This window comes from Leifsonia sp. Y878 (assembly GCF_057669685.1).
The window spans coordinates 990,896-1,015,708 of the sequence record NZ_JBYHFS010000001.1 but is presented as its reverse complement, the minus strand read 5'-3'; the positions used below and the strand labels follow the sequence as shown (position 1 = coordinate 1,015,708).

The window sequence follows — 24,813 nt, the reverse complement described above, 5'->3', positions numbered from 1 at the left end:
GCGTAAAGAGGAGAACAATGAGCGTCGAGTCAGTAGACCCTGGTCACGGCCATTCGCCGGCGGCATGGACCGCTGTCACGATCATGCTGGTGGCTTTCACCATCGGCACAGTCGCATTCTTTTTTGACGTTCAGTGGTTGGTCTGGGCTTCGGCCGGCCTCCTCGTCGTCGGCGCAATCGTAGGTTGGATCCTCGCTCGCGTTGGATACGGAGTCGACACGACCGCGCCAAGCGGTCACTGACCACGTGCTGAACGGATCACAGTGCTGAACGACCTCCTGGCCGGGGCACTCGCAGACGCAGACATGCGTCGTGCAACCCGGTCGTTTGCCAGCGTTGAAGCCGCTGCCCTCGCGCAGCGACCGGCGCTCGACGCGCTTCACGCACTCTCGCCGGCCGACCAGGTCAAAATCATCGCAGAGGTCAAGCGGGCCAGCCCGTCTCGTGGTGCGCTGGCCGAGATCCGTGATCCGGCCTCCCTGGCGTTGTCGTACGAGACCGGTGGCGCAAGCGCCATCAGTGTGCTCACGGAAGGTCGCCGTTTCAAGGGCTCGCTGGACGACCTGGAGCAGGTCCGCGCTGCGGTCTCCATCCCGGTTCTCCGCAAGGACTTCATTGGCGACCCTTACCAGGTCTTCGAAGCACGCGCTGCTGGGGCCGACCTTGTGTTGCTCATTGTGGCCGCGCTCGACCAGCAGGTGCTCAGCTCACTGCACGATCTCATTCGTGAGCTCGGCATGACGGCACTCGTCGAGACACACAGCGCCGACGAGGTGAGCAGGGCGATCGACATCGGCGCCGGCGTCATCGGCGTCAATGCACGAAACCTCTCGACGTTCGAACTTGACCAGGACCTCTTCGGCTCCCTGGCAGACCAGATTCCCTCCGGCATCGTTCGCATTGCAGAATCAGCGGTTAAGACCGCTGCCGACGTCGCCCACTATCGCGCCGCAGGCGCCGACGTTGTCCTCGTCGGTGAGGCGCTGGTGACCAGCGACCCCATTCGCACCCTCACCGAGTTCCTGTCGGTCTAACCCAAGTTCCTGGCGGTCTATCCATGTCTCTTCGCTCGCAATCCGGCCCGTATTTCGGAGACTTCGGTGGCAGGTTCGTGCCGGAGTCGCTGGTAGCGGCCCTCGACGAGTTGACGGCAGAGTACGCCGTTGCCCGCGCCGACCCGGCGTTCGCCGCCGAACTGGCCGCACTGCAGCGCTCGTACATCGGGCGCCCGTCACTCATCACAGAGGTGCCGCGCTTCGCGGAGCACGCCGGAGGCGCACGCGTCATCCTGAAGCGTGAAGACCTGAACCACACCGGTTCGCACAAGATCAACAATGCGATCGGCCAGGTGCTCCTCACCCGTCGCATCGGCAAGACCCGCGTCATCGCAGAGACCGGTGCAGGCCAGCACGGTGTCGCCACCGCAACGGCCGCTGCGCTGTTCGGCCTCGACTGCGTCATCTATATGGGTGAGGTCGACACGGAGCGCCAGGCGCTGAACGTCGCCCGCATGCGCCTGCTCGGTGCAGAAGTCGTGTCGGTGACCGCTGGGTCACGCACGCTCAAGGACGCCATCAACGACGCCATGCGTGACTGGGTCACCAACGTCGAGAACACCAACTACATCTTCGGAACGGCGGCAGGCCCGCATCCGTTCCCCGCCATGGTGCGCGACTTTCAGACCGTCATCGGTGAGGAGGCACGCCAGCAGGTCCTCGATCTCACCGGTCGCCTCCCAGACGCTGTCGCGGCCTGCGTCGGCGGCGGCTCGAACGCCATCGGAATCTTCGAGGCGTTCCTCGACGACACAGACGTGGCGCTCTACGGCTACGAAGCAGCTGGAGAGGGCGTTGAAACCCTCCGCCACGCCGCCACGATCACCAAGGGGCGCCCCGGTGTGCTCCACGGTGCCCGCAGCTTCCTGCTGCAGGACGAAGACGGCCAGACCGTCGAATCGCACTCCATTTCGGCCGGCCTCGACTACCCGGGCGTCGGCCCTGAGCACTCCTGGCTTGCCAGCATCGGGCGCGCCACCTACCTGCCGGTAACGGATGCCGCTGCCATGGACGCATTGCGCCTCCTCAGCCGCACAGAGGGCATCATCCCTGCCATCGAATCGTCGCACGCCCTGGCCGGCGTGCTGGATCTCGGCAAGGAACTCGGCCCTGGGTCCGTCATCCTGGTGAACCTCAGCGGGCGTGGCGACAAAGACATGGAAACTGCAGGTCGGTACTTCGACCTGATCGATGAAGGCGCGGAACAGTCGTGAGCACGAGCATCAGCACGGTCGAATCCACCATTGCCGCCCGCAGGGCAGCCGGTGGCGGCGCACTGATCGGCTACCTGCCGGTTGGGTTCCCGAGTCTCGGCGAAAGCATCGACGCCGCCGTCGCCCTCGTCGACAACGGCGTAGACATCATTGAGCTCGGCCTGCCGTATTCCGACCCGGTCATGGACGGTCCTGTCATCCAGGCGGCAACCCAGCGTGCACTGGCAGACGGCTTCCGTCTGCGTCACGGCATTGAAGCCGTCGCGGCGATCACCGCACAGGTGAGCGCCCCCGTGCTTGTCATGACGTACTGGAATCCCATCGTGCAGTACGGAGTTGAGCGCTTTGCCGACGACCTGGCCGCTGCCGGCGGGGCCGGCCTCATCACGCCGGACCTCATCCCCGACGAGGGCGCAGACTGGATCGCCGCCAGTGAGCGCACCGGGCTTGACCGGGTCTTCCTGGCTGCACCGTCGTCGTCCGACGCCCGCCTCGCGCAGGCTGTCGAGGCGAGCCGCGGCTTCGTATATGCGGTATCCACCATGGGTATCACCGGTGCGCGGAGTGATGTTGACTCCGCCGCACGCGTCCTCATCGAACGCCTGCGTGCCGCTGGCTCCACGAGCGCCTGCGTCGGCCTTGGCATCTCGACGGCCGAACAGGTACGCGAGATCCTCGGCTACGCCGATGGCGCGATCGTGGGATCTGCTCTCGTGAAGGCGCTGTCAGACGGGGGAGTGGACGCCGTTGGCGCCCTCGCTCGTGAACTGGCGGCAGGCTCCCGTGACGTGGCGCGCACGAACTAGGGTAAATTGACCACGGCGGCTCCAGAGAGCCGTCATCTGGTGGCGTCATGTCACGACGAAAGGTATTGCACAGGTGTCAGTTCTCTCGACTTCCGTGATGATGAGCATTCCGAGCCCCAGCTGGAGCTACTTCGACCTCGGGCCGTTCCGTATCCACGCCTACGCCCTGTGCATCCTTGTCGGCATCATCGCCGCGACGATCATGACATCACGTCGCCTCACCAAGCGCGGCGCTGAACCGGGGATCGTGCTTGACATCATTCTCTGGGCTGTCCCGCTCGGCATCATCGGTGCCCGGATCTACCACGTGCTCACGCACCCCGGTGACTACTTCTACGACGGCGCCGACCTGCTGCGCACCCTGTACATCTGGGAGGGCGGCAACGCCATCTTCGGTGCGCTCATCGGTGGCGCAGTCGGTGCCTTCATCGGATGTCGGATGACAGGCATCCGCTTCTGGTCGTTCGCCGATGCACTGGCTCCCGGCATGCTGCTGGCGCAGGCACTCGGACGCGTTGGCAACTGGTTCAACCACGAACTCTTCGGAGTGCCGACCACCCTGCCGTGGGGCCTCGAGATCGAGTCGACCAACCCGGCATTCCCCGTCGGCTTGCCGGAGGGCACGCTGTTCCAGCCCACGTTCCTCTACGAGATCATCTGGAACCTGGTCGGCGTCGCCGTCATCCTCTTCCTCGAGCGCAAGCTCACCCTGCGCTGGGGCAAGGCATTTGGCGTCTACCTCATCTGGTACGGCGTCGGACGCACGTTCTTCGAGTCGATTCGCGTTGACCCGAGCGAGATCTTCCTTGGCATCCGCACCAACATCTGGGCGTCATTCCTGGCGATCCTGATCGGCATCGTCATCATTTGGGTGCAGCACCGCCGCCACGCAGGCGTGGAACTCAGCCCGTATGTGCCGGGTCGCGAGTGGGTTGCACCCGACCCTGAGGTAGAATCTGACGACGACTCGAATGCGTCGGATCAGAGCGATGGAGCTGCTGGCCGTGCCGAGTCTGCAGAGTCCCCGGCCACAAGCCCGCGCGACTCTCACGTCTAGGCCTGGATTACCCCTCCCCATCCTGTTCACGGTAGAGGCTCAGCAACACCGAGCGCCGTGCAAAACTTCCTTCAGTGGGCCAATGTCGTCCCTCCGTGCCAATCATTCTGTGAGGACGGTCCAGTGGATTCACAAACGTCGGTTTTCGAACCAACAGCCCCGCAAACTGCAGTACCCGCTCTAGACGCGGCGACTTCACCGTTCGCTCGCTTCGGCAGTGCCCCCGCCAAGCAGGGTCTCTACGACCCTGCCGCTGAGAAGGACGCCTGCGGCCTGGCTATGGTCGCGACCCTTCGCGGCACAGCCGGCCATGACATCATCACCGCGGCTCTCGACGCGCTGCGGAACCTTGAGCACCGCGGTGCTGTCGGATCCGATGCCGGTACCGGCGACGGTGCAGGCATCATCACCCAGATCCCGGATGCGTTCCTGCGCGCCGTCACGGATTTCGACCTTCCCCAGGTCGGTCGTTACGCCGTTGGCAACGTTTTCCTGCCGACAGACCCCACGTCGCGAAGCGCCATCAAGCGTCAGATCGCCTCAATCGCGGCAAGCGAGGGCCTGCAGGTGCTCGGCTGGCGCGAAGTTCCTGTGCGTCCAGACGAGGTCGGCAACCTCGCCAGGGCAGCGATGCCGGCCATCCAGCAGCTGTTCGTGCAGAGCATCCACACGACCGAGACCGGTGCGCTTGTCTCTGGTATCCAGCTCGACCGCCAGACGTTCCGCCTGCGGAAGCGTGCTGAGCGCGAACTCACCATCTACTTCTCGTCGCTGTCGTGCCGCACACTGGTCTACAAGGGCATGGTCACAACGCTGCAGCTCGAGCCGTTCTACCCCGACCTGTCAGACGAGCGGTTCACGTCGACACTTGCTCTCGTGCACTCCCGCTACTCCACGAACACGTTCCCGTCGTGGCCACTGGCCCAGCCGTTCCGCATGATCGCCCACAACGGTGAGATCAACACCGTGCAGGGTAACCGCAACTGGATGCGTGCCCGCCAGTCGCAGCTCGAGTCTGAGCTGCTCGGCGACATGGCTCCGCTGCTGCCGATCGTCACACCAGGCGCCAGTGACTCCGCCTCATTCGATGAGGTTGTCGAGCTGCTGAGCCTCAGTGGCCGTTCGCTGCCGCACGCGATCATGATGATGGTCCCCGAGGCGTGGGAGAACCAGCCAGACCTCGACCCTGAGCGTCGCGCGTTCTACGAGTACCACTCGATGCTCATGGAGCCGTGGGACGGACCAGCCGCCATCGTCTTCACTGACGGCTCACTCGTCGGTGCAACACTCGACCGCAATGGGCTGCGCCCAGGCCGATACGTGATCACCGACGACGGTCTCGTCGTGCTCGCCAGCGAGATCGGCGTGCTCGATATCGACCCGAGCAAGATCGTACGCAAGGGGCGTCTGCGCCCAGGCAAGATGTTCCTCGTCGACACCAAGGCCGGTCGGTTGATCGAAGACGACGAGATCAAGGCAGAGCTGTCTGCGGCAGAACCATGGAGCGAGTGGCTCGACGAGGGCCGCATCAACCTCAAGGACCTCCCTGAACGGGAGCACATCGTGCACCCGCCGGCATCCGTCGTTCGTCGCCAGCGCACCTTCGGCTACACAGAAGAAGAAGTGCGCATCATCCTGTCGCCGATGGCGCGCACCGGCGCAGAGCCGCTCGGCGCCATGGGATCTGACACTCCCATCGCCGTGTTGAGCGAGCGTCCTCGACTGCTGTTCGACTACTTCACGCAGCAGTTCGCGCAGGTCACGAACCCGCCGCTCGACTCCATCCGCGAAGCCGTCGTCACCTCACTGAAGCTGGGCCTTGGTCCAGAGCGCAACCTGCTGAGTGTCGGCCCTGAGCACGCCCACCAGGTCGTCCTCGACTTCCCGGTGATCGACAACGACGAACTGGCCAAGATCCAGCACATCGATACGCGTCCAGGCAGCAGCACGACGACGACAGTTCGCGGGCTCTACCGGTTCGACGATGGACCGGATGCGCTGGCCAACCGTCTCACGGCGCTCTGCGCTGAGGTTGACGAAGCCATCGACGCCGGCGCACTGTTCATCGTGCTGTCAGACCGTGACTCCAACAAAGACCTCGCACCGATCCCGTCGCTGCTGATGATCTCTGCGGTGCACCACCACCTCATCCGCACCGAGAACCGCATGAAGGTCGGCATCGTCGTCGAAGCCGGCGATGTGCGCGAAGTCCACCATGTCGCACTGCTGATCGGCTACGGCGCCTCGGCGGTCAACCCGTACCTGGCCATGGAGACGTGCGAAGACCTCGTCCGCAGCGGCATGATCACCAACGTGTCAGCCGAACAGGCTGTGCGCAACGTCATCAAGGCGCTCGGCAAGGGTGTCCTGAAGATCATGTCGAAGATGGGCATCTCCACGGTGTCGTCCTATGCGGGAGCGCAGGCCTTCGAGGCTGTCGGACTCAGCCAGGACTTCGTCGACAGCTACTTCACCGGTACAACGAGCAAGCTCGGCGGCATCGGCATCGATGTCATTGCCGCAGAGAACTTGGCGCGCCACACGCAGGCATACCCAGCGGATGCCGCTGTGCGCGCTCACGAGCGCCTGGACACTGGCGGTGAGTACCAGTGGCGTCGCGACGGATCCCCGCACCTGTTCAACCCTGAGACGATCTTCCGCCTGCAGCACTCGACCAGGACTCGTCGCTACGACATCTTCCGGGAGTACACCAAGCTGGTCGACGACCAGGCAGAGACACTCATGACCCTGCGCGGCATGTTCTCCTTCAACGCCGGAGCTCGGAAGCCCATCCCTCTCGATGACGTGGAATCGGTCGCGTCTATCGTCAAGCGGTTCTCCACCGGCGCGATGAGCTACGGCTCCATCTCCCAGGAGGCCCACGAGACTCTGGCCATCGCGATGAACCGCCTCGGCGCGAAGTCCAACACCGGTGAGGGCGGCGAAGACCTCGACCGACTGCTCGACCCTGAGCGTCGGAGTGCGATCAAGCAGGTCGCCTCAGGTCGTTTCGGTGTGACGAGCATGTACCTCACGCACGCAGAGGACATCCAGATCAAGCTCGCCCAGGGCGCCAAGCCCGGCGAGGGCGGCCAGCTGCCGCCGACGAAGGTGTACCCGTGGGTGGCTCGCACACGCCACGCCACGGCCGGCGTCGGACTCATCTCGCCGCCCCCTCACCACGACATCTACTCGATCGAAGACCTCAAGCAGCTCATCTTCGACCTGAAGCGCGCGAACCCGAAGGCACGCATCCACACCAAGCTGGTCAGCCAGTCCGGTATTGGTGCCGTCGCTGCCGGTGTCGCGAAGGCGCTGTCAGACGTCATCCTGGTGTCCGGTCATGACGGAGGAACGGGTGCAAGCCCGGTCAACTCCCTGAAGCACGCCGGAACGCCATGGGAGCTCGGCCTTGCTGAGACCCAGCAGACCCTGATGCTGAACGGCATGCGCGACCGCGTTGTCGTGCAGGTCGACGGTCAGCTGAAGACCGGCCGCGACGTCATCATCGGCGCGCTGCTCGGTGCAGAAGAGTTCGGTTTCGCCACCGCTCCTCTCGTCGTTGAAGGCTGCATCATGATGCGCGTCTGCCACCTCGACACCTGCCCCGTCGGCGTGGCCACCCAGAACCCTGAACTGCGAAAGCGCTTCAGCGGCAAGGCTGACTACGTGGTGAACTTCTTCGAGTTCATCGCCCAGGAAGTGCGTGAGTACCTGGCTGAGCTCGGTTTCGCGAGCCTCGAAGAGGCCATCGGCCACCGTGAGGTGCTCGACGTGAACCGCGCAGTCGACCACTGGAAGGCATCCGGTCTCGATCTGGCGCCGATCCTCGTCGGACCAGACTTCTCTGATTCAGAGCCACGCCAGTCGGCCAGGGAGCAGGAGCACGAACTCGAGAAGCACTTCGACAACGAGCTGATCAAGCTGAGCGCCAGCGTGCTGGAGCACGGCGGACACGTCGACATCGCGCTGCCGATCCGCAACACGGAGCGTGCCGTCGGCACCATGCTCGGGCATGAGGTCACCCTGCGCTACGGCGTCAACGGCCTGCCGACCGGTTCCATCGAGGTCACACTCACCGGCAGTGCCGGACAGTCGTTCGGTGCATTCCTGCCAGCCGGCATCACGCTGCGCCTTGAGGGCGACTCGAATGACTACGTCGGCAAGGGCCTCTCCGGTGGCCAGATCATCGTGCGCCCAGACAGGGCGAGCGTGTTCCGCGCCGAACGCAACGTCATCGCCGGCAACGTCATCGGCTACGGTGCCACCCAGGGCAGCATGTTCATCCGCGGCATCGTTGGTGAACGCTTCCTGGTTCGGAACTCCGGCGCGACGGCTGTCGTTGAGGGCGTGGGGGACCACGCACTCGAATACATGACGGGCGGCCTCGCGGTCATCCTGGGCACGACCGGCCGAAACCTCGGCGCAGGTATGTCCGGCGGCACCGCGTACGTATACGGCCTGCGCACCGAAGCGGTCAACAGCGATTCCCTGGACTCAGGCGAACTCGAGTTGCACCCGCTGGAGAGCGCAGACCGCGAGATCGTCCGCGATCTCCTCGAGCAGCACGTGGCCCACACAGACTCTGCGCTGGCCCGCACGCTGCTTGCCGATTTTGACACCACATGTGCAACGTTCGTGAAGGTGCTGCCGCGTGACTACGCCGCCGTGCTCGCCACGAGGAAAACCGCTGTCGATGAGGGGCTCGACCCCGATGGCGACGTTGTCTGGAACCGCATCCTGGAGGTAACCAATGGCTGATCCGAAGGGATTCCTGAAGACCACAGAGCGCGAACTTCCGGCCCGTCGGCCGGTGTCCGTGCGCTTGATGGACTGGAAAGAGGTCTACGAGGCCGGTGATTCTGCCGTGCTCAAGCGCCAGGCCGGCCGCTGCATGGACTGCGGTGTGCCGTTCTGTCACCAGGGCTGCCCGCTCGGCAACCTGATTCCGGAATGGAACGACCTCACCTGGCGCGGAGAGGGTCACGCTGCAATCGAGCGACTGCACGCGACCAACAACTTCCCCGAGTTCACCGGCCGGCTCTGCCCGGCCCCCTGTGAGTCTTCCTGCGTGCTCGGCATCAACCAGCCGGCTGTCACCATCAAGCAGGTCGAGGTGTCGATCATCGACCAGGCGTACGCCAACGGATGGGTACAGCCCCAGCCGCCCGGACGCCTCACGGGCAAGACGGTCGCCGTTGTCGGCTCAGGCCCAGCAGGCCTGGCCGCAGCCCAGCAGCTGACCCGTGCCGGTCACACCGTTGCCGTGTTCGAGCGCGATGACCGCATCGGCGGCCTGTTGCGATACGGCATCCCCGACTTCAAGATGGAGAAAAAGCACCTTGAGGCGCGCCTCGGCCAGATGACGGCCGAAGGAACCCGGTTCAGGGCAGGCGTCAACATCGGTGTCGACATCACATGGGAAGACCTGCGCGCCCGGTATGACGCTGTTGTCGTCGCCACGGGTGCCATGGTGCCGCGTGACCTGCCGATCCCCGGCCGTGACCTGCCTGGCGTGCACTTCGCCATGGAGTACCTGGTGCAGCAGAACAAGGTCGGCGCCGGCGATACGGTTCCCTCCCAGATCAGCGCTGAGGGCAAGCACGTCGTTGTCCTCGGTGGTGGCGACACCGGAGCAGACTGCATCGGTACCGCGCACCGTCAGGGTGCGGCATCCGTCACCAACCTTGCGATCGGCAAGCAGCCAGGCACGACGCGCCCAGACCACCAGCCGTGGCCCCTGGCGCCGACACTGTTCGAGGTCTCCAGCGCCCACGAAGAAGGCGGCACGCGGGAGTACCTCGCATCGACGATCGAATTCCTCTCGAATGAGGTCGGAGAGGTGCGCGCGATTCGTGTTGCTGAAACCGAGTACCTGAACGGCAAGCGGGTTCCGAAGGCCGGTACCGAACGTGAGATTCCAGCAGACCTGGTGCTGCTGGCCCTCGGGTTCACCGGCCCTGAACCCGACGAACTCGCCTCTCAGCTGCAGCTTCCGTTCGACGGCAGGGGTAATGTCGAACGTGATGACGATTACCAGACGAGCCGCGAGGGAATCTTCGTTGCCGGTGACGCCGGCCGCGGCCAGTCACTCATCGTCTGGGCAATCGCGGAGGGTCGAGCTGCTGCTGCGGCCGTCGATCGATTCCTCGAAGGCGAGACCCAGCTGCCGGCTCCCGTCAAGCCAACCGATCGTGCATTCGCACTGTCCTAAATTTTTCACTTCCCGAAGTATGAAAGCGCAATCCTGCGCGGAAACCGGAGATTTACCAGAATGAGACGCGCAAAAATCGTTGCCACCCTTGGGCCGGCAGCGTCCAGCTACGAACAGATCAGGGCCCTGATCGATGCGGGTGTCGACGTATGTCGCATGAACCTCAGCCACGGCAGCTACGACGTGCACGAAGGCGTATACGCCAACGTGCGCAAGGCTGCCAATGACTCCGGCCGCGCCATCGCCGTGATGGTTGACCTCCAGGGTCCGAAGATCCGCCTCGGAAAGTTCGAGGGTGGGCCGTACGACCTCGCTGTCGGCGACATCTTCAAGATCACCACCGAGGACATCCTCGGCAACAAGGAGATCTGCGGCACGACGTTCAAGGGTCTGCCCCAGGACGTCAAGCCGGGAGACTTCCTCCTGATCGACGACGGCAAGGTCAAGGTCGAGGTCGTTGAGGCTGACGACACCGTCGTGACCACCAAGGTGATCGTTGCCGGACCGGTTTCCAACAACAAGGGCATCAACCTCCCCGGCGTTGCTGTCAACGTTCCTGCCCTCTCAGAGAAGGACGAAGCAGACCTGCGTTGGGGCCTTCGCCTCGGCACAGACCTGATCGCGCTCTCCTTCGTGCGCGACGCAGCAGACGTCGACCGTGTTCACGAGATCATGGCCGAAGAGGGACGCCGCGTTCCCGTCATCGCCAAGATCGAGAAGCCGCAGGCCGTTGAGAACCTCGAAGAGATCATCGACGCGTTTGACGCGATCATGGTCGCTCGTGGCGACCTCGGCGTCGAGCTTCCGCTCGAGGCAGTGCCGATCGTGCAGAAGCGTGCCGTTGAGATCGCACGACGTATGGCCAAGCCGGTCATCGTTGCGACCCAGATGCTCGAATCCATGATCCACAGCCCGGTTCCGACGCGCGCAGAGACCTCTGACGTCGCAAACGCCGTGCTTGATGGTGCGGATGCCGTGATGCTGAGTGGCGAGACCAGCGTCGGCGAGTACCCGGTCGTCACCGTCCAGACCATGGCTCGCATCGTTGAGTCCACTGAAATACACGGCCTCGAGCGCATCCAGCCGCTCACGGTGAAGCCACGCACCCAGGGTGGGGCCATCACGTTGGCCGCGACCGAGGTTGCCAACTTCGTCAACGCCAAGTACATCTGCATCTTCACGGAGTCTGGTGACTCTGCACGCCGCATGGCGCGCATCCGCACCCAGATCCCCATGCTCGCGTTCACGCCTGAGCCTGCCATCCGTCGTCGTCTTGCGCTCTCCTGGGGCGTGCAGACGTACCTGGTTGACCGCGTGACGCACACGGACGCCATGTTCGGCCAGGTCGACGACATCCTGCTTGGTCAGGGTCTCGCCGAAATGGGCGACAAGGTCGTCGTGATCTCCGGTTCCCCTCCCGGAATCGTTGGCTCGACGAACGACATCCGCGTGTACAGCGTCGGTGACGCTCACAACGGTGTCGCTCCGGCATACGCCAAGGACTAACCTCCGCCAGCAACACCTGACCCCCGCAGCCTTCTGGCTGCGGGGGTCAGTGCGTTTCAGACGTCAGTGCGTTTCAGAGTTCAGTGCGTTTCAGACGTCAGTGCGTTTCAGACGTCAGTGCGTTTCAGACGTCAGTGCGTTTCTGGGCGACAGTGTGTTTCAGGGCGTGGGAGGCTTCTGCGGGGTGGTGTCATCTCCTTCGCCGGCAGCGGTGCGATGCCGCATGCCCCGCATCAGTGGCGTGTCGAGCTCGAAAATGCGTCGGTTGGACCGCTCGCGGCGTCCCTCGCCATTCGTCACGATGTGCCTGAACGCGTAGAGCAAGCCGCCGAGGGCCATCAGCACGAAGGTGACGACCACCGGCCACAACCCGAGGGACGGCAGCTGGGCAGCCGTGACAATGACGGCGATGATCGGGAGCGTTGGTCCGAGGGGGAGGCGCGGTCCGTCGCCAGGCCAGCCCTTGATCGCGAGCACGGTCGCCGCGATGCTCACCACGACCATGGCGATGGCCGCAGCGGCGCTGGCAATGGAGACGATGAACGTCGTATTGGCGAACAGCACCAGCAGGATTGACACCACGCCGAGGAAGATAACGCTGCCATAGGGGTGCCCGCGGCTGAGGGATCGGCCGAACACCGGGGGGATGTCACCACGGGCCACCAGCCTGATGACGATCTCGCTTGAGCCGAGCAGCATCGCGTTCGCACCCGACAGTGTTGAGAGGCACGCTGCGAACGCGATGAGCAGGCCACCGACTGGTCCAATGATGACGTCTGCGGCCTGGGCAACGCCCACCGTCTTGAAATCGGTGATGCCGCTGGCGAGCATGGCCAGGATGACGCCGATATAAATGACCGTCGACACGACGAGCGTCAGGAGCATGGCCCGTGGCACTGTCTTCCGAGGGTTGTGGATGGAGCCGGCCATATTGGCGATCACGTTGAACCCCGTGTATGCGGTGAAGACCAGTGCGGCCGCTGCAAAGACCCCGGAAGCACCCTCCGGCGGCGCAGTTTCGAAGACGGGAGCCCGCAATTCGAGCATTCCCCAGATCGCGAACACGACGAGGATGACGATTTTGAGGCCCACGATTCCGGTCTCGGCCTTGGCGACAGTATCGGTTTGCCCGAGGTTCAGAGCCACAATGGCGATTGCCGCAATGCACCCGAGCAGGATGGGACTGACTCCGTGCAGGAAATATCCCTCGAGGTAGTCGCCGAACGACACCAGGAGGAATGCGATGATCGTGGCGCCGTTCAGGTAGAAGCCCCACATCGTGATGTACCGCCAGAACGGACTGAGTATGTCGCCAACAGGGCCGTACCCGGATTCACCAGGTTTTGCTCGCGCTGACACCACCACGAAGCTGAGCGCACAGAGAAACATGACGATTGCGGCAATGAGGTAGCTGGCAATGGCCCACGGCCCCGCCATATTGAGCGCCGTCCCTGAGAGGGTGAATACGCCGCCACCCACGACACTTCCCACCCCGAATGCCAGTGCAGGCACCAGGCCAATTGCGTGACTACCGTTCGATTCAGGCATGATGCCCCCTAGCTGCGTCGACAATCAGTTCTTACTCTTACCCTGATTGGCGGGAATGGGTACGATCGTGCGGTATTCGCAGGGGTACGCTCTCGACGTGCCCGCAGTTGAAGGTGGTCCACCTGGTGTGACGGATGACGGTCGTCGTGATTCGCTGCCCCGTCACGCCAATTGGTTGGAACTCTTCTTCGACCTGGTGATAGTGGCATTCGTGGGCCAGCTTGCATTGGGGCTGCACGGTGGGCCGGGGCCGGGGGAGTTCCTGGCATTCGCTGTCTTGTTCTTCCCGGCCTGGTGGGCGTGGGTCAACATCACCCTCACGCTGAACCTGTTCGGTGCGCGTGTCACCGGCAGGGTGTGGTTCATGATGGGCATCGTCATGCTCGCGGTTGGCCTGATGGCGGCGGCCGTGGCGGATGGCCTCGGCGAGCGGACATGGGCCTATGCCATCGGCAACGCACTGATGAGGGTGGTGCTGTTCATTGTCTGGTGGGTGCGGGGTCGACAACTCGGAGCGGCCTGGTACCGTCCCGTTGTCTACTGCGGCCTCACGGCCGTGCTCTGGACGGTATCGGCATTCACGCCATCTCCTACGCGATATGTGCTGTGGGCGATCGCAATAGCCGTCGAGATCGTGCTCCTGGCGTTTATGGGGCGTGAGGTCGGCTGGCTTCGCCGGGCGCTCAATATCGATCATCTCAGCGAACGGGTTGGCCTGTTCGTCGTGATCGTCTTCGGAGAATCTGTGCTCGCCGTGATCATTGAGCTGAGCAGCCATTGGACGCCGGTGTCCGCCCTCACCGCGCTGTTGGCGTTCGCGTCGATCACCATGCTGGCCTGGGACTTTTTCACCTTCGGTACCGACGCTGCGGAGCGGGGCTGGCATCGGCTGGGGGCTGCGGGGAACCTCGCGGCGCTGCGCGACACCGTGATGTATTTGCCGTTCCTGCTCGTGACCTCGATCGTGCTGATTGCCGCCGGACTCGGCACCGCAGTTGCTGAGCCTGCGCATCCGTTGTCGTTCGGCACTGCACTCTCGATTGACGGGGGCATCGCGCTGTTCTACGCCACCAATGCAGCAGTCATGTTGCGATACGGCGAGCCCGTCAGGGACATCATGAGATGGGCGATCGTTGGCGTCGTGCTGCCGTTGTGCGTGCTGCTGGGAACCATCAACCTCGCCGGGGTGTACGTCGTGACAGGAGCGGCGGTGACGATCGGAGTCATGGGCACGATCGCCGAGCTGACGAGGCGGCGCCGACGTGCGTCAGACGTGCGTCAGGCCGCCCTGGACCAGTGAGCGGATGTCGGCAGGCCGAGTCCCGTTGGCTGTATAGGCGTTCCGTCAGTGGACGGGACGAGGAGCTGGATGATGACGACGACCAGCATCAGCGCGATCAGGACCGCGATGATGATCAGCATGAATCGAAGCGGGGCGTTGTCCTTCATCGTTCGAGCGTACCGTCTCCGGCGTAGTCCCCGGCGTAGTCCCCGGCGTACTATCGGGCGGGGAAGGACTCACTCACATGAGCAGTGCGCAGAATGAACGAGTCGAAGATGTTGGCCTGCTGGTTGTCGGTGGAGGTAAGGCGGGAAAGACGCTGGCCATGGAAATGGCGCGCGGGGGAGCATCCGTTGCCATGATCGAGCGCGGCATGATCGGTGGCACCTGTATCAATGTGGCGTGCATCCCGACCAAGACCATCATCAACAGTGGCCGGCTCTTGCAGGATATGCGGCGGGCAACCGAGTTTGGAATTGCAGGGGCCGCGCATCCGCACATGGACCTGTCGTTGCTGCTGGCGCGCAAGGAGGATGTCGTCGGCACGATGGTCGCGGGCCAGCTCACATCGTTTCTCGGCTCTGGCATGGACTTCATCCTGGGCGAGGCGCATTTCGTTGCACCGCGCACGGTCAGGGTGTCGCTGGACGGGGGAGGCACGCGGGTGCTGCGTGGGACGGATGTCGTCGTGAACCTCGGCACAGAGCCGTTGCTGCCCACGATCGCCGGGCTCGCAGACGCTGACGTTCTCACCAGCAACTCGCTCCTTCAACTGGAGTCGATGCCGGCGAGGCTCCTCATCCTGGGCGGCGGCTATATCGGCTGCGAGTTCGCGGATCTGCTGAATACCATCGGGGCGGCCGTCACGATCATCCAGGGCGGGCCGCATCTGCTCTCTCGAGAGGACGACGAGATCGCCGTAGCGATCGAACGACGATTCAGCGACGCCGGCATTACCGTGCTGTGTGGCGAACGGGCAGAAAAGGTCACCCGGAACGCCGACGGTACGGTGACTGTCACGCTCTCCTCTGGGCAGACAGTGTCTGGCGACGACGTCTTGGTCGCGGTCGGGCGGCAACCGGTCACCGCAGGCATCGGACTCGACGTGGCTGGCATCGAGCTCGATCGACAGGGCTACATCGTGGTCGACGAGTACCTTCGCACCAGCGCGGATCATGTCTGGGCTGCGGGGGACGTCGCAGGGAGCCCGAAGTTCACCCACGCCTCCTACGACGACTATCGGGTGCTGGCCGTCAATCTGGCCGCAGACCACTCAGGCGGCGCGATGCGGAGCACACTCGGCCGGTTAATCCCCTATTGCGTCTTCCTCACGCCAGAACTCGGCCGGGTGGGACTCAGCGAGCGGGATGCACGGGCGGCTGGCTTCGATGTGCGCATGGCGCGGATGCCGGTGAGCGCGATTCCACGCGCCAGGACAGTTGGACACCTGGACGGAATCTGGACCGCCGTCATCGATCGCTCGACGAACCTCATCCTGGGGGTCTCTCTCCTCAGTACTGAGGCCAGCGAGGTCATCGCGGCTGTGCAGCTGGCCATGCTGGGCGGGATGCAGTACACGAGCGTGCGGGATGCCGTGATCACGCACCCCACCATGGCAGAGGGGCTGACGCTGTTGTTCTCGGCCGCCTACCTGGAGGACTGAGCGCTATTTGCGCTTGTCCGCTATTTGCGATTGGCGCTGTCGCCGTATGGTCCATAGATGACCACCCCGGCAATCGGAATGAGCAGGAACCACAGCCACGCCCATGCCCAGCCCCAGACCCCGGCTGACACAAAGAAGAGAATGAGTGCGATGAACGGCATCAGGGCCATCACGGTGGCACCGGCCCCGCCGCCCAGCGGCCTGCGGCCGGATCGTGGGGCGTTTGACGTCCAGGATGCGGATGGGTCGCCAGCCTGAGTTGACGACCGTGCAGCGGGTGCCGACGTGTACGGAATGGATGACGGCGCATCGCTTCCCGGCAGGTCACGGAAGAGTGGGGCCAGATCGCCGCGGGTGACGGCCTGCCTGGCCGCAGCGGCACGCTCCGTGAACTCAGGAGGCGCGAGACGACCGGCGGCCTGCGCTGCGGCGAGTTCGCGTACGGCATCTTCTCGTTCCGCATCACTGAGGCGGAGCGATGAACGAGTCGGATCGGTGTAGTCAGTCATCTGCGCCCTTTTCCTTGAATCCACTCTACTGGCCCCTCAGCCGGACGCTGAGGCCCTTTTTCGCCAGCGAACGAACGGGAACTCACCGTGGGGGAATTGTGGCCACTGCCTCGATTTCGACGAGCGCACCAGGGCGTGCTGGCGTGACGGAGAGTACGGAGACGGCGGCGCGGTGAGCGCCCCATACCGATCCGGTTGCCGCATATGCTGCCCCAGGATCGACGCCGACGGCCAGATAGATGGTCAGCTTGGCCACGTACTCAGGGCCAGTTCCCGCCTCGGCAAGTACGGCAAGCACATTGAGAAGTGCCTGCTCAGTCTGGGCCTGGAGTCCGTCAAGCAGTTCGCCGGCGGAGTCCGTTCCGTTCTGCCCGCCGACGTAGAGTGTCGGACCTGTGGGAAGGATCATGCCCTGCGCGAATGCGGGGCTCTGGTGAAGTTGCGGGGGATCAACGGGAATGGGGTGGATGGTCATCGTGGTGTCCCTTCATTCGGATCACCCCGAGTATCCCGCCATCGTCGGACATTGGCCACCATGGCAGTGCGCCGGCAGTAGCATCGGCAGATGATCCCTGCCCCAACCGCCCGGCTTCACTTCCGAGAGATGACGGAAAACGACCTCGACCTGATGGAGTCGTTGCTTGGCGACTCGACGGTCATGGAGTTCTATCCGGCGCCGAAGTCTCGTGAGGAATCGGCGGCGTGGATCCAGTGGAATCAACGCAACTATGCCGACCACGGTTTCGGCCTCTGGCTTGTCGAGACGGCGGAGGGGGAGTTCGTCGGAGATTGTGGCCTGACCTGGCAGATGGTCAACGGCACACCCGCCCTTGAAGTGGGCTACCACGTGCGTGCTGTGCTGCAGGGCAATGGGTTCGCGACCGAGGCGGCCGCGGCCTGCCGCGATTTTGCGCGCACAGAGCTACGCGCCGCCGAACTAGTCGCGATCACCCATCCAGAGAACCTCGCGTCACATCGAGTGGCCCAGAAGCTCGGCATGCGGCAGGTAGCGGATGATCACGGCGGGGCTATTCCGGTCCGCAGCGTCTATTCCATGGCGCTCTGAGCAGTGTGCGCTGCGCCCTCCTGTTGATTGAGGAGCGAGCGCCAGCGGCAGGCAGGAATGTCAGTGGTCGGGTGTTGACTAGATCTATGAACCAGGCACCGTTCATCACCACCGAGACCGACAGCGACGTCGATCTTGGCCTCAATCTCTCACGGTTCACTCTCGCCGAACGTGCGTCGCTGCACTACTCCCACGGCACTCCGCTTGAGGGCATGACCGACGCCGACGTGCTCGCAGCCTTCGCCGCCGACGGATACGACGACCCGGAATTCCTGCACGGCCATCTCTACCCGACGCTGCCGACGTCCGCCGAGGAGCTCCCGCCCGGCTACGCCGATCGCACCCAGCTTTACCTTGACGACGTCGCGCAGGACAACGCCGAAATCACGTTGCTCCTCGCGCGGCGTGCCCGACACGTGGAGATCGCCCGCGCCTGGTCAGAGCTCTCCGACGATTTCGTCCTCAAAAACCCGAAGATGTCCGACGGCGAACGCAACAGCTGGATCGCCACCGTGTTCACCTCGCTCGTCGCCGCGCAAGAGAACGAGTCGCTGATCTCCGCCGGGAAACTCATCTCCGAAAGCCAGACCCTCGTCAACGACCTGCCGGCCACACTCGCCGCATTGGAAAGCACCACGATCTCATACGGGCATGCCGCGGTGATCATCAATCAGGTCGGCACCCTGCCCGCCTCGGCCAGAGCCGCGTTCGAACTCGCCGTACTGCCGCTGGCACCCCACATGCCCGTGCACATATTCCGAAAGAAAGTCATCCAGGCCAGGGAACGCCTGCACCCGAAGTCCATCGTGACCCGCACCGTCGACGCCCGGTCGACGCGGCGCATCGTGTTCGAGCCCGACCTCGACGGGATGGCCTGGCTGCACGCCTACCTGCCCACAGCAACAGCGAAGGGCATCTTCGACCGTCTCACCGACCTGGCCGCCGCCGAACAAGGCGACGGTGAGACCCGCACCCTCACCCAACTCCGCGCCGATGTCGCCGCCGCCCTGCTACTCGAGGGTGTCGTGCTCGACGACATGGAAATCGTGCCGTGGGAGGAACGCTCGAGGCGCACGGGTAAGTCCGCGGGCACCGGCAAGTCCACGCGCACCGGGAAGAAGGCCGGTGCCGCAGCACCGCTTCCCACCGGACGCATGACACTGCGGGCCAGGAAAGGGGCACCGAACTGGGGCATCCGCCCCACCGTTATCGTCACCGTCCCGGCAATGACGCTCCTCGGCCACAGCGACGAACCCGGATTCCTGCAGGGCTACGGCCCCATCGATCCCGACACCGCCAGAGAACTCACCCTGCGGGCGCCCTCATTCCTCCGGGTACTCACCGACCCAGACACCGGCGAATACCTGTCCATGAACCAACACAAGTACAAGATCGGTAAAGACCTCCGCACCTGGCTGCAAATCCGCGACGGAACCTGCCGCAGTCCCGGCTGCGACAGGCCCGCCACTCACACCGAGGCTGACCACACCAAAGAATGGCCAGCCGGACTCAGCACACCCCAAAACCTCGCCTGCCTCTGCAAACGCTGCCACCGGATGAAACACGCCACCACCTGGACCGTCACCCAAAACGCCGGCGGAATCCTCACCTGGCGATCCCCGACCGGCACACTGCACACCACCAGGCCCGACCGCCGCGATGTGGGGATAACTCTGCCCATCGACGGCCGCCACGAGTCATCGTGGCAACCACCGCCATCGCAGCCACAACCGTCGCGGCAACCACAACCATCCGCTGGAACCGTTTCCGATATCCAACAGTTGGACGAGAACGACCCACCACCGTTCTGAGTAGCCCGCCCTGGCCTCTGCTTCGGCTGTTGCACAGCGGTTCAGACGCAAAATTGCGTGCGGAAAAATGTGCACAGCGAACTCTCGGATACAAGAAAAGAGCCTGACTTCGCACCCTTTCAGGGAAAAGTCAGGCTCTTTTCAGTGGCTTGTACCGGTGGTGGGACTCGAACCCACACGTCCTCTCGAACAAAGCATTTTGAGTGCTCCGCGTCTGCCATTCCGCCACACCGGCTCACAACACCTGCACCAGAATACCGTAGGCTTTTGGGTGTGACCGACCAAGACACTACATCAACTCCTCCCCGCCGCGTTGTCGTCGCGGAGGACGAATCACTTATCCGCCTCGATATCGTCGAAATTCTCCGTGACAACGGGTTCGAAGTTGTGGGCGAAGCCGGCGACGGTGAGACCGCTGTCGCACTTGCAACAGAACTCCGTCCAGACCTCGTCATCATGGACGTCAAGATGCCGCTTCTCGATGGCATCAGCGCCGCAGAGCGCCTCACGAAGGCCCACATTGCGCCCGTCGTCCTGCTGACCGCATTCAGCCAGAAAGAGCTCGTCGAGCGCGCAAGCGAAGCCGGCGCACTGGCGTATGTCGTCAAGCCATTCACGCCGAATGACCTGCTGCCCGCGATTGAGATCGCGCTGTCCCGCTACAGCCAGATCATCACGCTTGAGGCCGAAGTTGCCGACCTCGTCGAGCGTTTCGAGACCCGCAAGCTTGTTGACCGCGCCAAGGGCCTGCTCAACGAGAAGATGGGCCTCACTGAGCCAGAAGCATTCCGCTGGATTCAGAAGGCATCCATGGATCGCCGTCTGACCATGCACGATGTCGCACAGGCGATCATCGAACAGCTCTCAGCCAAGAAGTAGCACCAAGGCCGGTCGGGCGTGTCGAATTCTGCCGTACTCCAGGAGTTCGAAGAATTCAACGCCCGGTTACTGGCATCCGTCGCATCCCACCCCCACGTGCTCGGTCTGGTGTGGGTGGGATCGACGGCGGAACGCAGCCGGGTCGACGAGTGGTCAGATCATGATTTCTTCCTGATCACCGATGATGGCTCCCAAGAGGCCTTTCGGACCACCCTCGACTGGCTGCCAGACGCCGATGACATTCGCATCCGCGTCAGAGACACCCCCTACAGCCTGAAAGTCGTTTACGACAGCGGCCTCGTGCTTGAGTTCGCTGTGGCCTCGCCCGACGAACTATCGTCCTTTTCCTTCGCCGGAAACGTGTACGAGGTCGCACTCGATCGGGAGCGTATCTCCGAGCGGATGGCGGCCAACGCCGCTCCGGTCGACCGCATCCCGGCGCCTGCCGATCCGCTCGTCGAGTTTCGACTGTTCCTCGTGAACGTGCTGCTCGCATCCGGTCGAGCGCGGCGCGGCGAGCTGCTGGCTGCCGGACAAGTACTCCGCACGCACTCCGTGCGTCATCTCGTGAACGCCCTGCGCATTGTGCGGGAAGACGACCGCACTGAGCGCCTCGACAGCCCTGAGCGCCTCGATAGCCCTGAGCGCCTCGATAGCCCCGCGCGCCTCGATAGCCTCGACTCGTGGCGACGCTTTGAAACGGCGTACCCAGAAGCCAGTCGCATCATCAACGACGCGCTGTCGCTCCCGGTTGAGAGCTGCGGACGAGCGCTCCTCGACAGCGCCAGGATCCTGCTCCTGGACACGTGGGCCGACTACCCGGCAGACGAAGTGCTGGTAGTGCGGCGCAGACTCGGATTCTGAGTCCGCCGCCGCATACCCGCCGCTGCCGCAGCGCACTCACTTCCGGCGCGGAACTACGCTTCGGATGCCGCCGGCTTCTGTTCCTTGATCAGGTTCGTGATCCGAATCGTCGAGCAGCGTCTGCCCTGGTCGTCTGTGACCGCGATTTCGTGGGTGGTGAGGGTGCGACCGAGGTGGATCGGCGTGCAGACGCCCGTCACGTAGCCGGAGGTCGCCGCGCGGGTGTGGGTGGCGTTGATCTCGATGCCGACCGCGAGCCTGCCCGCACCGGCGAACAGGTTCGCTGCCATGGAGCCGAGTGACTCGCCGAGCACGACGTATGCGCCACCGTGCAGCAGCATGGCTGGCTGCGTGTTGCCCTCAACGGGCATCCTGGCCACCGCGCGCTCGACGGAGAATTCGAGGAACTCGATTCCCATCTTCTCTGCCAGCGCACCACTGCCGCGCTGCTGTACCCAGTCGAGCGCATCCTGCGTCTTGTCGATCATTGTCACCTTTGTTGTTGGAGTGTGCACAGAACCGGCTGTCACCGGTCGCTTGTAGGCTGGGTCCGTGTCGGAATCCAAAAAGCCTACCCTGATGATCATCGACGGCCACTCGTTGGCTTTTCGGGCGTTTTACGCCCTCCCAGTCGCAAGTTTCCAAACCCAGGATGGCCAGCACACCAATGCCATCCACGGTTTCCTCTCCATGTTGCTAAGCCTGCTGCGCACCGAAAAACCCACCCACATCGCTGTCGCCTTCGATATCTCCCGGGCGTCATTCCGCACGCGGGAGTACCCGGCATACAAGGGCACGCGCAACGAGACTCCCTCTGAGTTCATCGGCCAGATCCCGCTGCTGCAGGATGCCCTCGCCGCCATGAACATCACCACCATCACCAAAGAAGACTTCGAGGCCGACGACATCCTGGCCACGCTGTCGGTTCGCGGCGTTGCTGAGGGCTACGACGTGCTCGTCGTGTCCGGCGACCGCGACGCCATCCAGCTGGTCAACGAGAACGTCACGTTGCTCTACCCGTCCAGCCAGGGCGTCTCTGCCCTCACCCGGTACGACCCGGCGCGCGTTCGCGAACGCTACGGCATCGACCCGCACCAGTACCCAGAGGTCGCAGCACTCGTGGGTGAGACCAGCGACAACCTCATCGGCATCTCCAAGGTCGGCGAGAAGACCGCCGTGAAGTGGCTCGGCCTCTACGGCAGTCTCGACGGCATTTTGGAGCACGCCGATGAGATCAAGGGCGTCGTCGGCAACAACCTGCGTGAGCAGAAAGAAAACGCGATCCGCAACCGCCGGCTGAACCGACTGGTCACCGACGTCGAATTGCCGGTGGAGATCGCGAACCTGGAGCGCGGCCCGATCAATGACCAGGGCGTGCGGGAGGTCTTCTCACGGCTCGAGTTCAAGAGCCTGCTCGATCGCGTCCTGAAGCTGGAGGGCGGCGACGCCGCCATCGTTACAGGTGAAGTCGTTGCAGCTGATGAGCCACCGGCGCCGCAGGCCCCGCACGCGCAGGACCTGCTCGACGAAGAACTCGAAGGGTGGATCAAGCGCGCGGTCGCGGCGTCACCCATTGGCCTCGGCCTCACCACAGAGGTGCTCGACGGCACCGTCATCGGCTTCGGCCTCGCCAGTCCCACCGAAACGGTCAACCTGCCCTGGCAGCCGGGTCGCAGCGACTATGCGCCGTTCGAGGCCTGGCTGGCCAGCGACTCGCCCAAGATCATGCACGGCGCGAAATTCCAGCTGAAGGCACTGCGAAACAGCGGACTCGCCTTCGACGGTCTCTTCACCGACTCGCTCGTCGCCGGCTGGCTGCTGCGTCCCGGCGGACCAGACAAGACGTTGGCCGACCTCGTCACGCGCTACCTCCGCGAAACCCTGCCGGTGCACGACGCCAACCAGCTGGTGCCAGATGAGTCAACGGTCGCCGGTGTTCCGATGCAGGCGTGGTACACCCTGCGCGTCGCCGCTGCGATCGACGAGCTCTTCGACGACGGCACCCGCCACGTCCTCCTCGACATCGAGATGCCAACGCTTCTCGCCCTCGTCGACATGGAGCTCACGGGCGTGTCCGTGTCGCACGCCGAGCTGTCTGAGCTGTCGTCGCAGCTCGGAGAGCGTTCTGCGGCCCTGGCCGCCAGCGCGTACGCCGAGATCGGCCGCGAGGTCAACCTCGGCTCGCCCAAGCAGCTGCAGGAAGTGCTCTTCGACCAGCTCGGCATGCCGAAGACACGCGCGAACAAGACGGGCTTCTCAACGGATGCCGGCGCTCTTGCCGACCTGCAGGCCAGCAACCCGCATCCGTTCCTCGACCTGCTGCTGCAGCACCGCGACGCCACCAAGCTTCGCCAGATCGTGGAGACCCTCGACAAGGCGATCGACGGAACAGGGCGCATCCACACGAACTACGTGCAGATCGGCACGGCAACGGGGCGCATCTCCTCGACGGATCCCAACCTGCAGAACATTCCGGTTCGCACGGAGGAGGGCCGTCGCATCCGTGCGGCCTTCCACGCCGGAGAGAACGCAGAGGCGTTGCTGACTGCCGACTATTCGCAGATTGAGATGCGCATCATGGCGCACCTCTCAGAAGATCCAGGCCTCATCGAGGCGTTCAACGCCGGAGAAGACCTGCACCGGTTCGTGGGCTCTCGTATCTTCGGTGTCGCTCCAGAAGAGGTCAGTGCTGAAATGCGCGGCAAGGTCAAGGCGATGTCATACGGCCTGGCGTACGGGCTGAGTGCGTTCGGCCTGTCAAAGCAGCTGCGGATACCGACGGCAGAGGCCAAGCAGCTCATGACCGACTATTTCTCCCGCTTCGGCGCGGTGCGCGACTATCTGCGCAACGTCGTCGAGCAGGCGAAGATCGATGGCTACACGGAGACGATCTTCGGCCGCCGTCGCCCGTTCCCCGAGTTGAACAGCACCAACCGTGTGCTGCGCGACAACGCGGAGCGTGCAGCTTTGAACGCACCGATCCAGGGCTCAGCCGCCGACATCATGAAGATCGCCATGAACCGCATCGCACACGACATCGCGAACAAGAACATGGAGTCGAAGATGATGCTCCAGGTGCATGACGAATTGATCTTCGACGTGGCGCCTGGCGAGTGGGACGTGCTGCGCGACGTGGTGACGCACCGCATGTCCACCGCCGCAGAACTGCTCGTGCCGCTCGACGTGCAGGTGGGTCGCGGAGCGAACTGGGACGACGCCGCCCACTAGCAACGAAGCCGTCCAACGGCACCAGTACCAGCACCAGTACACCGCGTGACAGCACCAGCAGCGGGCCGCCCCCCGGCGGGCCGCTGCCACATGCTCTGCTTCTGGCAAATG

Annotated in this window: 20 protein-coding genes and 1 tRNA gene; 15 read left to right on the top strand and 6 right to left on the bottom strand. The window is 63.9% G+C overall.

Annotated elements, in window-relative coordinates:
- Positions 1-17: 17 nt before the first annotated feature.
- The 8 genes from AC25Y4_RS04745 to pyk all read left to right on the top strand — a co-directional run bounded on the left by AC25Y4_RS04745 (position 18) and on the right by pyk (position 11,852).
- Positions 18-242 carry a DUF6704 family protein gene (locus AC25Y4_RS04745; protein ID WP_488119207.1) on the top strand — a complete coding sequence of 75 codons (225 nt, stop codon included), beginning with the start codon at positions 18-20 and terminating at the stop codon, positions 240-242.
- A gap of 21 nt (positions 243-263) precedes the next feature.
- The gene (trpC, locus tag AC25Y4_RS04740; protein ID WP_488119206.1) at positions 264-1,034 is read left to right on the top strand and encodes an indole-3-glycerol phosphate synthase TrpC; all 771 of its coding nucleotides are present in this window, start codon (positions 264-266) and stop codon (positions 1,032-1,034) included.
- Positions 1,035-1,057: 23 nt separating this feature from the next.
- Complete coding sequence (gene trpB, locus AC25Y4_RS04735; protein ID WP_488119205.1) at positions 1,058-2,269, top strand: tryptophan synthase subunit beta; 1,212 nt, start codon at positions 1,058-1,060, stop codon at positions 2,267-2,269.
- Positions 2,266-3,075, top strand: coding sequence for a tryptophan synthase subunit alpha (gene trpA / locus AC25Y4_RS04730; RefSeq protein WP_488119204.1), 810 nt, complete (start codon positions 2,266-2,268; stop codon positions 3,073-3,075). The genes trpB and trpA overlap by 4 nt, the downstream gene beginning before the upstream one ends.
- Before the next feature lie 97 nt (positions 3,076-3,172).
- On the top strand, positions 3,173-4,132 hold the full coding sequence (lgt, locus tag AC25Y4_RS04725; RefSeq protein ID WP_488119203.1) for a prolipoprotein diacylglyceryl transferase: 960 nt from the start codon (positions 3,173-3,175) through the stop codon (positions 4,130-4,132).
- A 123-nt stretch (positions 4,133-4,255) separates the two neighbouring features.
- Complete coding sequence (gltB, locus tag AC25Y4_RS04720) at positions 4,256-8,893, top strand: glutamate synthase large subunit (protein ID WP_488119202.1); 4,638 nt, start codon at positions 4,256-4,258, stop codon at positions 8,891-8,893.
- On the top strand, positions 8,886-10,346 hold the full coding sequence (locus tag AC25Y4_RS04715) for a glutamate synthase subunit beta (RefSeq protein ID WP_488119201.1): 1,461 nt from the start codon (positions 8,886-8,888) through the stop codon (positions 10,344-10,346). Before gltB ends, AC25Y4_RS04715 begins: the two co-directional genes overlap by 8 nt.
- Before the next feature lie 60 nt (positions 10,347-10,406).
- Positions 10,407-11,852, top strand: coding sequence for a pyruvate kinase (gene pyk, locus AC25Y4_RS04710; protein WP_488119200.1), 1,446 nt, complete (start codon positions 10,407-10,409; stop codon positions 11,850-11,852).
- Positions 11,853-12,011: 159 nt separating this feature from the next.
- Here the strand turns inward: pyk and AC25Y4_RS04705 are convergent, their stop codons facing one another.
- Entirely contained in the window at positions 12,012-13,400 is a 1,389-nt protein-coding gene (locus AC25Y4_RS04705) for an APC family permease (RefSeq protein ID WP_488119199.1), read from the bottom strand.
- Between the two features lie 97 nt (positions 13,401-13,497).
- On the opposite strand from AC25Y4_RS04705, the gene AC25Y4_RS04700 reads away from it, so the two are divergent.
- The gene (locus AC25Y4_RS04700; protein ID WP_488119198.1) at positions 13,498-14,700 is read left to right on the top strand and encodes a low temperature requirement protein A; all 1,203 of its coding nucleotides are present in this window, start codon (positions 13,498-13,500) and stop codon (positions 14,698-14,700) included.
- Here AC25Y4_RS04700 and AC25Y4_RS04695 read toward each other — a convergent pair.
- On the bottom strand, positions 14,679-14,849 hold the full coding sequence (locus AC25Y4_RS04695; RefSeq protein WP_488119197.1) for a hypothetical protein: 171 nt from the start codon (positions 14,847-14,849) through the stop codon (positions 14,679-14,681). The genes AC25Y4_RS04700 and AC25Y4_RS04695 overlap by 22 nt on opposite strands.
- A 77-nt stretch (positions 14,850-14,926) precedes the next feature.
- Between AC25Y4_RS04695 and AC25Y4_RS04690 the strand changes: the two genes are divergently transcribed.
- Positions 14,927-16,345, top strand: a complete 1,419-nt coding sequence (locus AC25Y4_RS04690; RefSeq protein WP_488119196.1) for a dihydrolipoyl dehydrogenase family protein — start codon at positions 14,927-14,929, stop codon at positions 16,343-16,345.
- A 20-nt stretch (positions 16,346-16,365) separates the two neighbouring features.
- Here AC25Y4_RS04690 and AC25Y4_RS04685 read toward each other — a convergent pair whose 3' ends face one another.
- Both AC25Y4_RS04685 and AC25Y4_RS04680 read right to left on the bottom strand, forming a co-directional pair.
- Positions 16,366-16,854, bottom strand: a complete 489-nt coding sequence (locus AC25Y4_RS04685) for a DUF1707 SHOCT-like domain-containing protein (RefSeq protein WP_488119195.1) — start codon at positions 16,852-16,854, stop codon at positions 16,366-16,368.
- Between the two features lie 82 nt (positions 16,855-16,936).
- Positions 16,937-17,329, bottom strand: coding sequence for a RidA family protein (locus tag AC25Y4_RS04680; protein ID WP_488119194.1), 393 nt, complete (start codon positions 17,327-17,329; stop codon positions 16,937-16,939).
- Between the two features lie 90 nt (positions 17,330-17,419).
- On the opposite strand from AC25Y4_RS04680, the gene AC25Y4_RS04675 reads away from it, so the two are divergent.
- Both AC25Y4_RS04675 and AC25Y4_RS04670 read left to right on the top strand, forming a co-directional pair.
- On the top strand, positions 17,420-17,920 hold the full coding sequence (locus AC25Y4_RS04675) for a GNAT family N-acetyltransferase (RefSeq protein ID WP_488119193.1): 501 nt from the start codon (positions 17,420-17,422) through the stop codon (positions 17,918-17,920).
- Positions 17,921-18,006: 86 nt separating this feature from the next.
- Positions 18,007-19,731, top strand: coding sequence for an HNH endonuclease signature motif containing protein (locus tag AC25Y4_RS04670; RefSeq protein WP_488119192.1), 1,725 nt, complete (start codon positions 18,007-18,009; stop codon positions 19,729-19,731).
- Positions 19,732-19,883: 152 nt separating this feature from the next.
- Here the strand turns inward: AC25Y4_RS04670 and AC25Y4_RS04665 are convergent.
- Positions 19,884-19,966: transfer RNA gene (locus AC25Y4_RS04665), tRNA-Leu, on the bottom strand.
- Between the two features lie 38 nt (positions 19,967-20,004).
- Here AC25Y4_RS04665 and AC25Y4_RS04660 point away from each other — a divergent pair.
- Together AC25Y4_RS04660 and AC25Y4_RS04655 are read left to right on the top strand one after the other, a co-directional pair.
- On the top strand, positions 20,005-20,610 hold the full coding sequence (locus AC25Y4_RS04660) for an ANTAR domain-containing response regulator (RefSeq protein ID WP_414803406.1): 606 nt from the start codon (positions 20,005-20,007) through the stop codon (positions 20,608-20,610).
- 18 nt (positions 20,611-20,628) lie between these two features.
- On the top strand, positions 20,629-21,474 hold the full coding sequence (locus tag AC25Y4_RS04655) for a hypothetical protein (protein ID WP_488119191.1): 846 nt from the start codon (positions 20,629-20,631) through the stop codon (positions 21,472-21,474).
- A gap of 53 nt (positions 21,475-21,527) precedes the next feature.
- On the opposite strand, the gene AC25Y4_RS04650 is transcribed toward AC25Y4_RS04655, so the two are convergent.
- Positions 21,528-21,962, bottom strand: a complete 435-nt coding sequence (locus AC25Y4_RS04650; protein ID WP_488119190.1) for a hotdog fold thioesterase — start codon at positions 21,960-21,962, stop codon at positions 21,528-21,530.
- Positions 21,963-22,026: 64 nt separating this feature from the next.
- On the opposite strand from AC25Y4_RS04650, the gene polA reads away from it, so the two are divergent.
- A complete protein-coding gene (polA, locus tag AC25Y4_RS04645; protein WP_488119189.1) occupies positions 22,027-24,702 on the top strand; it encodes a DNA polymerase I in 2,676 nt (891 codons plus the stop codon).
- Positions 24,703-24,813: the final 111 nt, after the last annotated feature.

Coding starts and splice junctions, on each gene's coding strand:
- AC25Y4_RS04745 (WP_488119207.1), top strand. CDS start 18: ATGAGCGTCGAGTCAGTAGACCCTGGTCACGGCCATTCGCCGGCGGCA.
- trpB (WP_488119205.1), top strand. CDS start 1,058: ATGTCTCTTCGCTCGCAATCCGGCCCGTATTTCGGAGACTTCGGTGGC.
- lgt (WP_488119203.1), top strand. CDS start 3,173: ATGATGAGCATTCCGAGCCCCAGCTGGAGCTACTTCGACCTCGGGCCG.
- AC25Y4_RS04715 (WP_488119201.1), top strand. CDS start 8,886: ATGGCTGATCCGAAGGGATTCCTGAAGACCACAGAGCGCGAACTTCCG.
- pyk (WP_488119200.1), top strand. CDS start 10,407: ATGAGACGCGCAAAAATCGTTGCCACCCTTGGGCCGGCAGCGTCCAGC.
- AC25Y4_RS04705 (WP_488119199.1), bottom strand. CDS start 13,400: ATGCCTGAATCGAACGGTAGTCACGCAATTGGCCTGGTGCCTGCACTG.
- AC25Y4_RS04695 (WP_488119197.1), bottom strand. CDS start 14,849: ATGAAGGACAACGCCCCGCTTCGATTCATGCTGATCATCATCGCGGTC.
- AC25Y4_RS04690 (WP_488119196.1), top strand. CDS start 14,927: ATGAGCAGTGCGCAGAATGAACGAGTCGAAGATGTTGGCCTGCTGGTT.
- AC25Y4_RS04685 (WP_488119195.1), bottom strand. CDS start 16,854: ATGACTGACTACACCGATCCGACTCGTTCATCGCTCCGCCTCAGTGAT.
- AC25Y4_RS04680 (WP_488119194.1), bottom strand. CDS start 17,329: ATGACCATCCACCCCATTCCCGTTGATCCCCCGCAACTTCACCAGAGC.
- AC25Y4_RS04675 (WP_488119193.1), top strand. CDS start 17,420: ATGATCCCTGCCCCAACCGCCCGGCTTCACTTCCGAGAGATGACGGAA.
- AC25Y4_RS04670 (WP_488119192.1), top strand. CDS start 18,007: ATGAACCAGGCACCGTTCATCACCACCGAGACCGACAGCGACGTCGAT.
- AC25Y4_RS04650 (WP_488119190.1), bottom strand. CDS start 21,962: ATGATCGACAAGACGCAGGATGCGCTCGACTGGGTACAGCAGCGCGGC.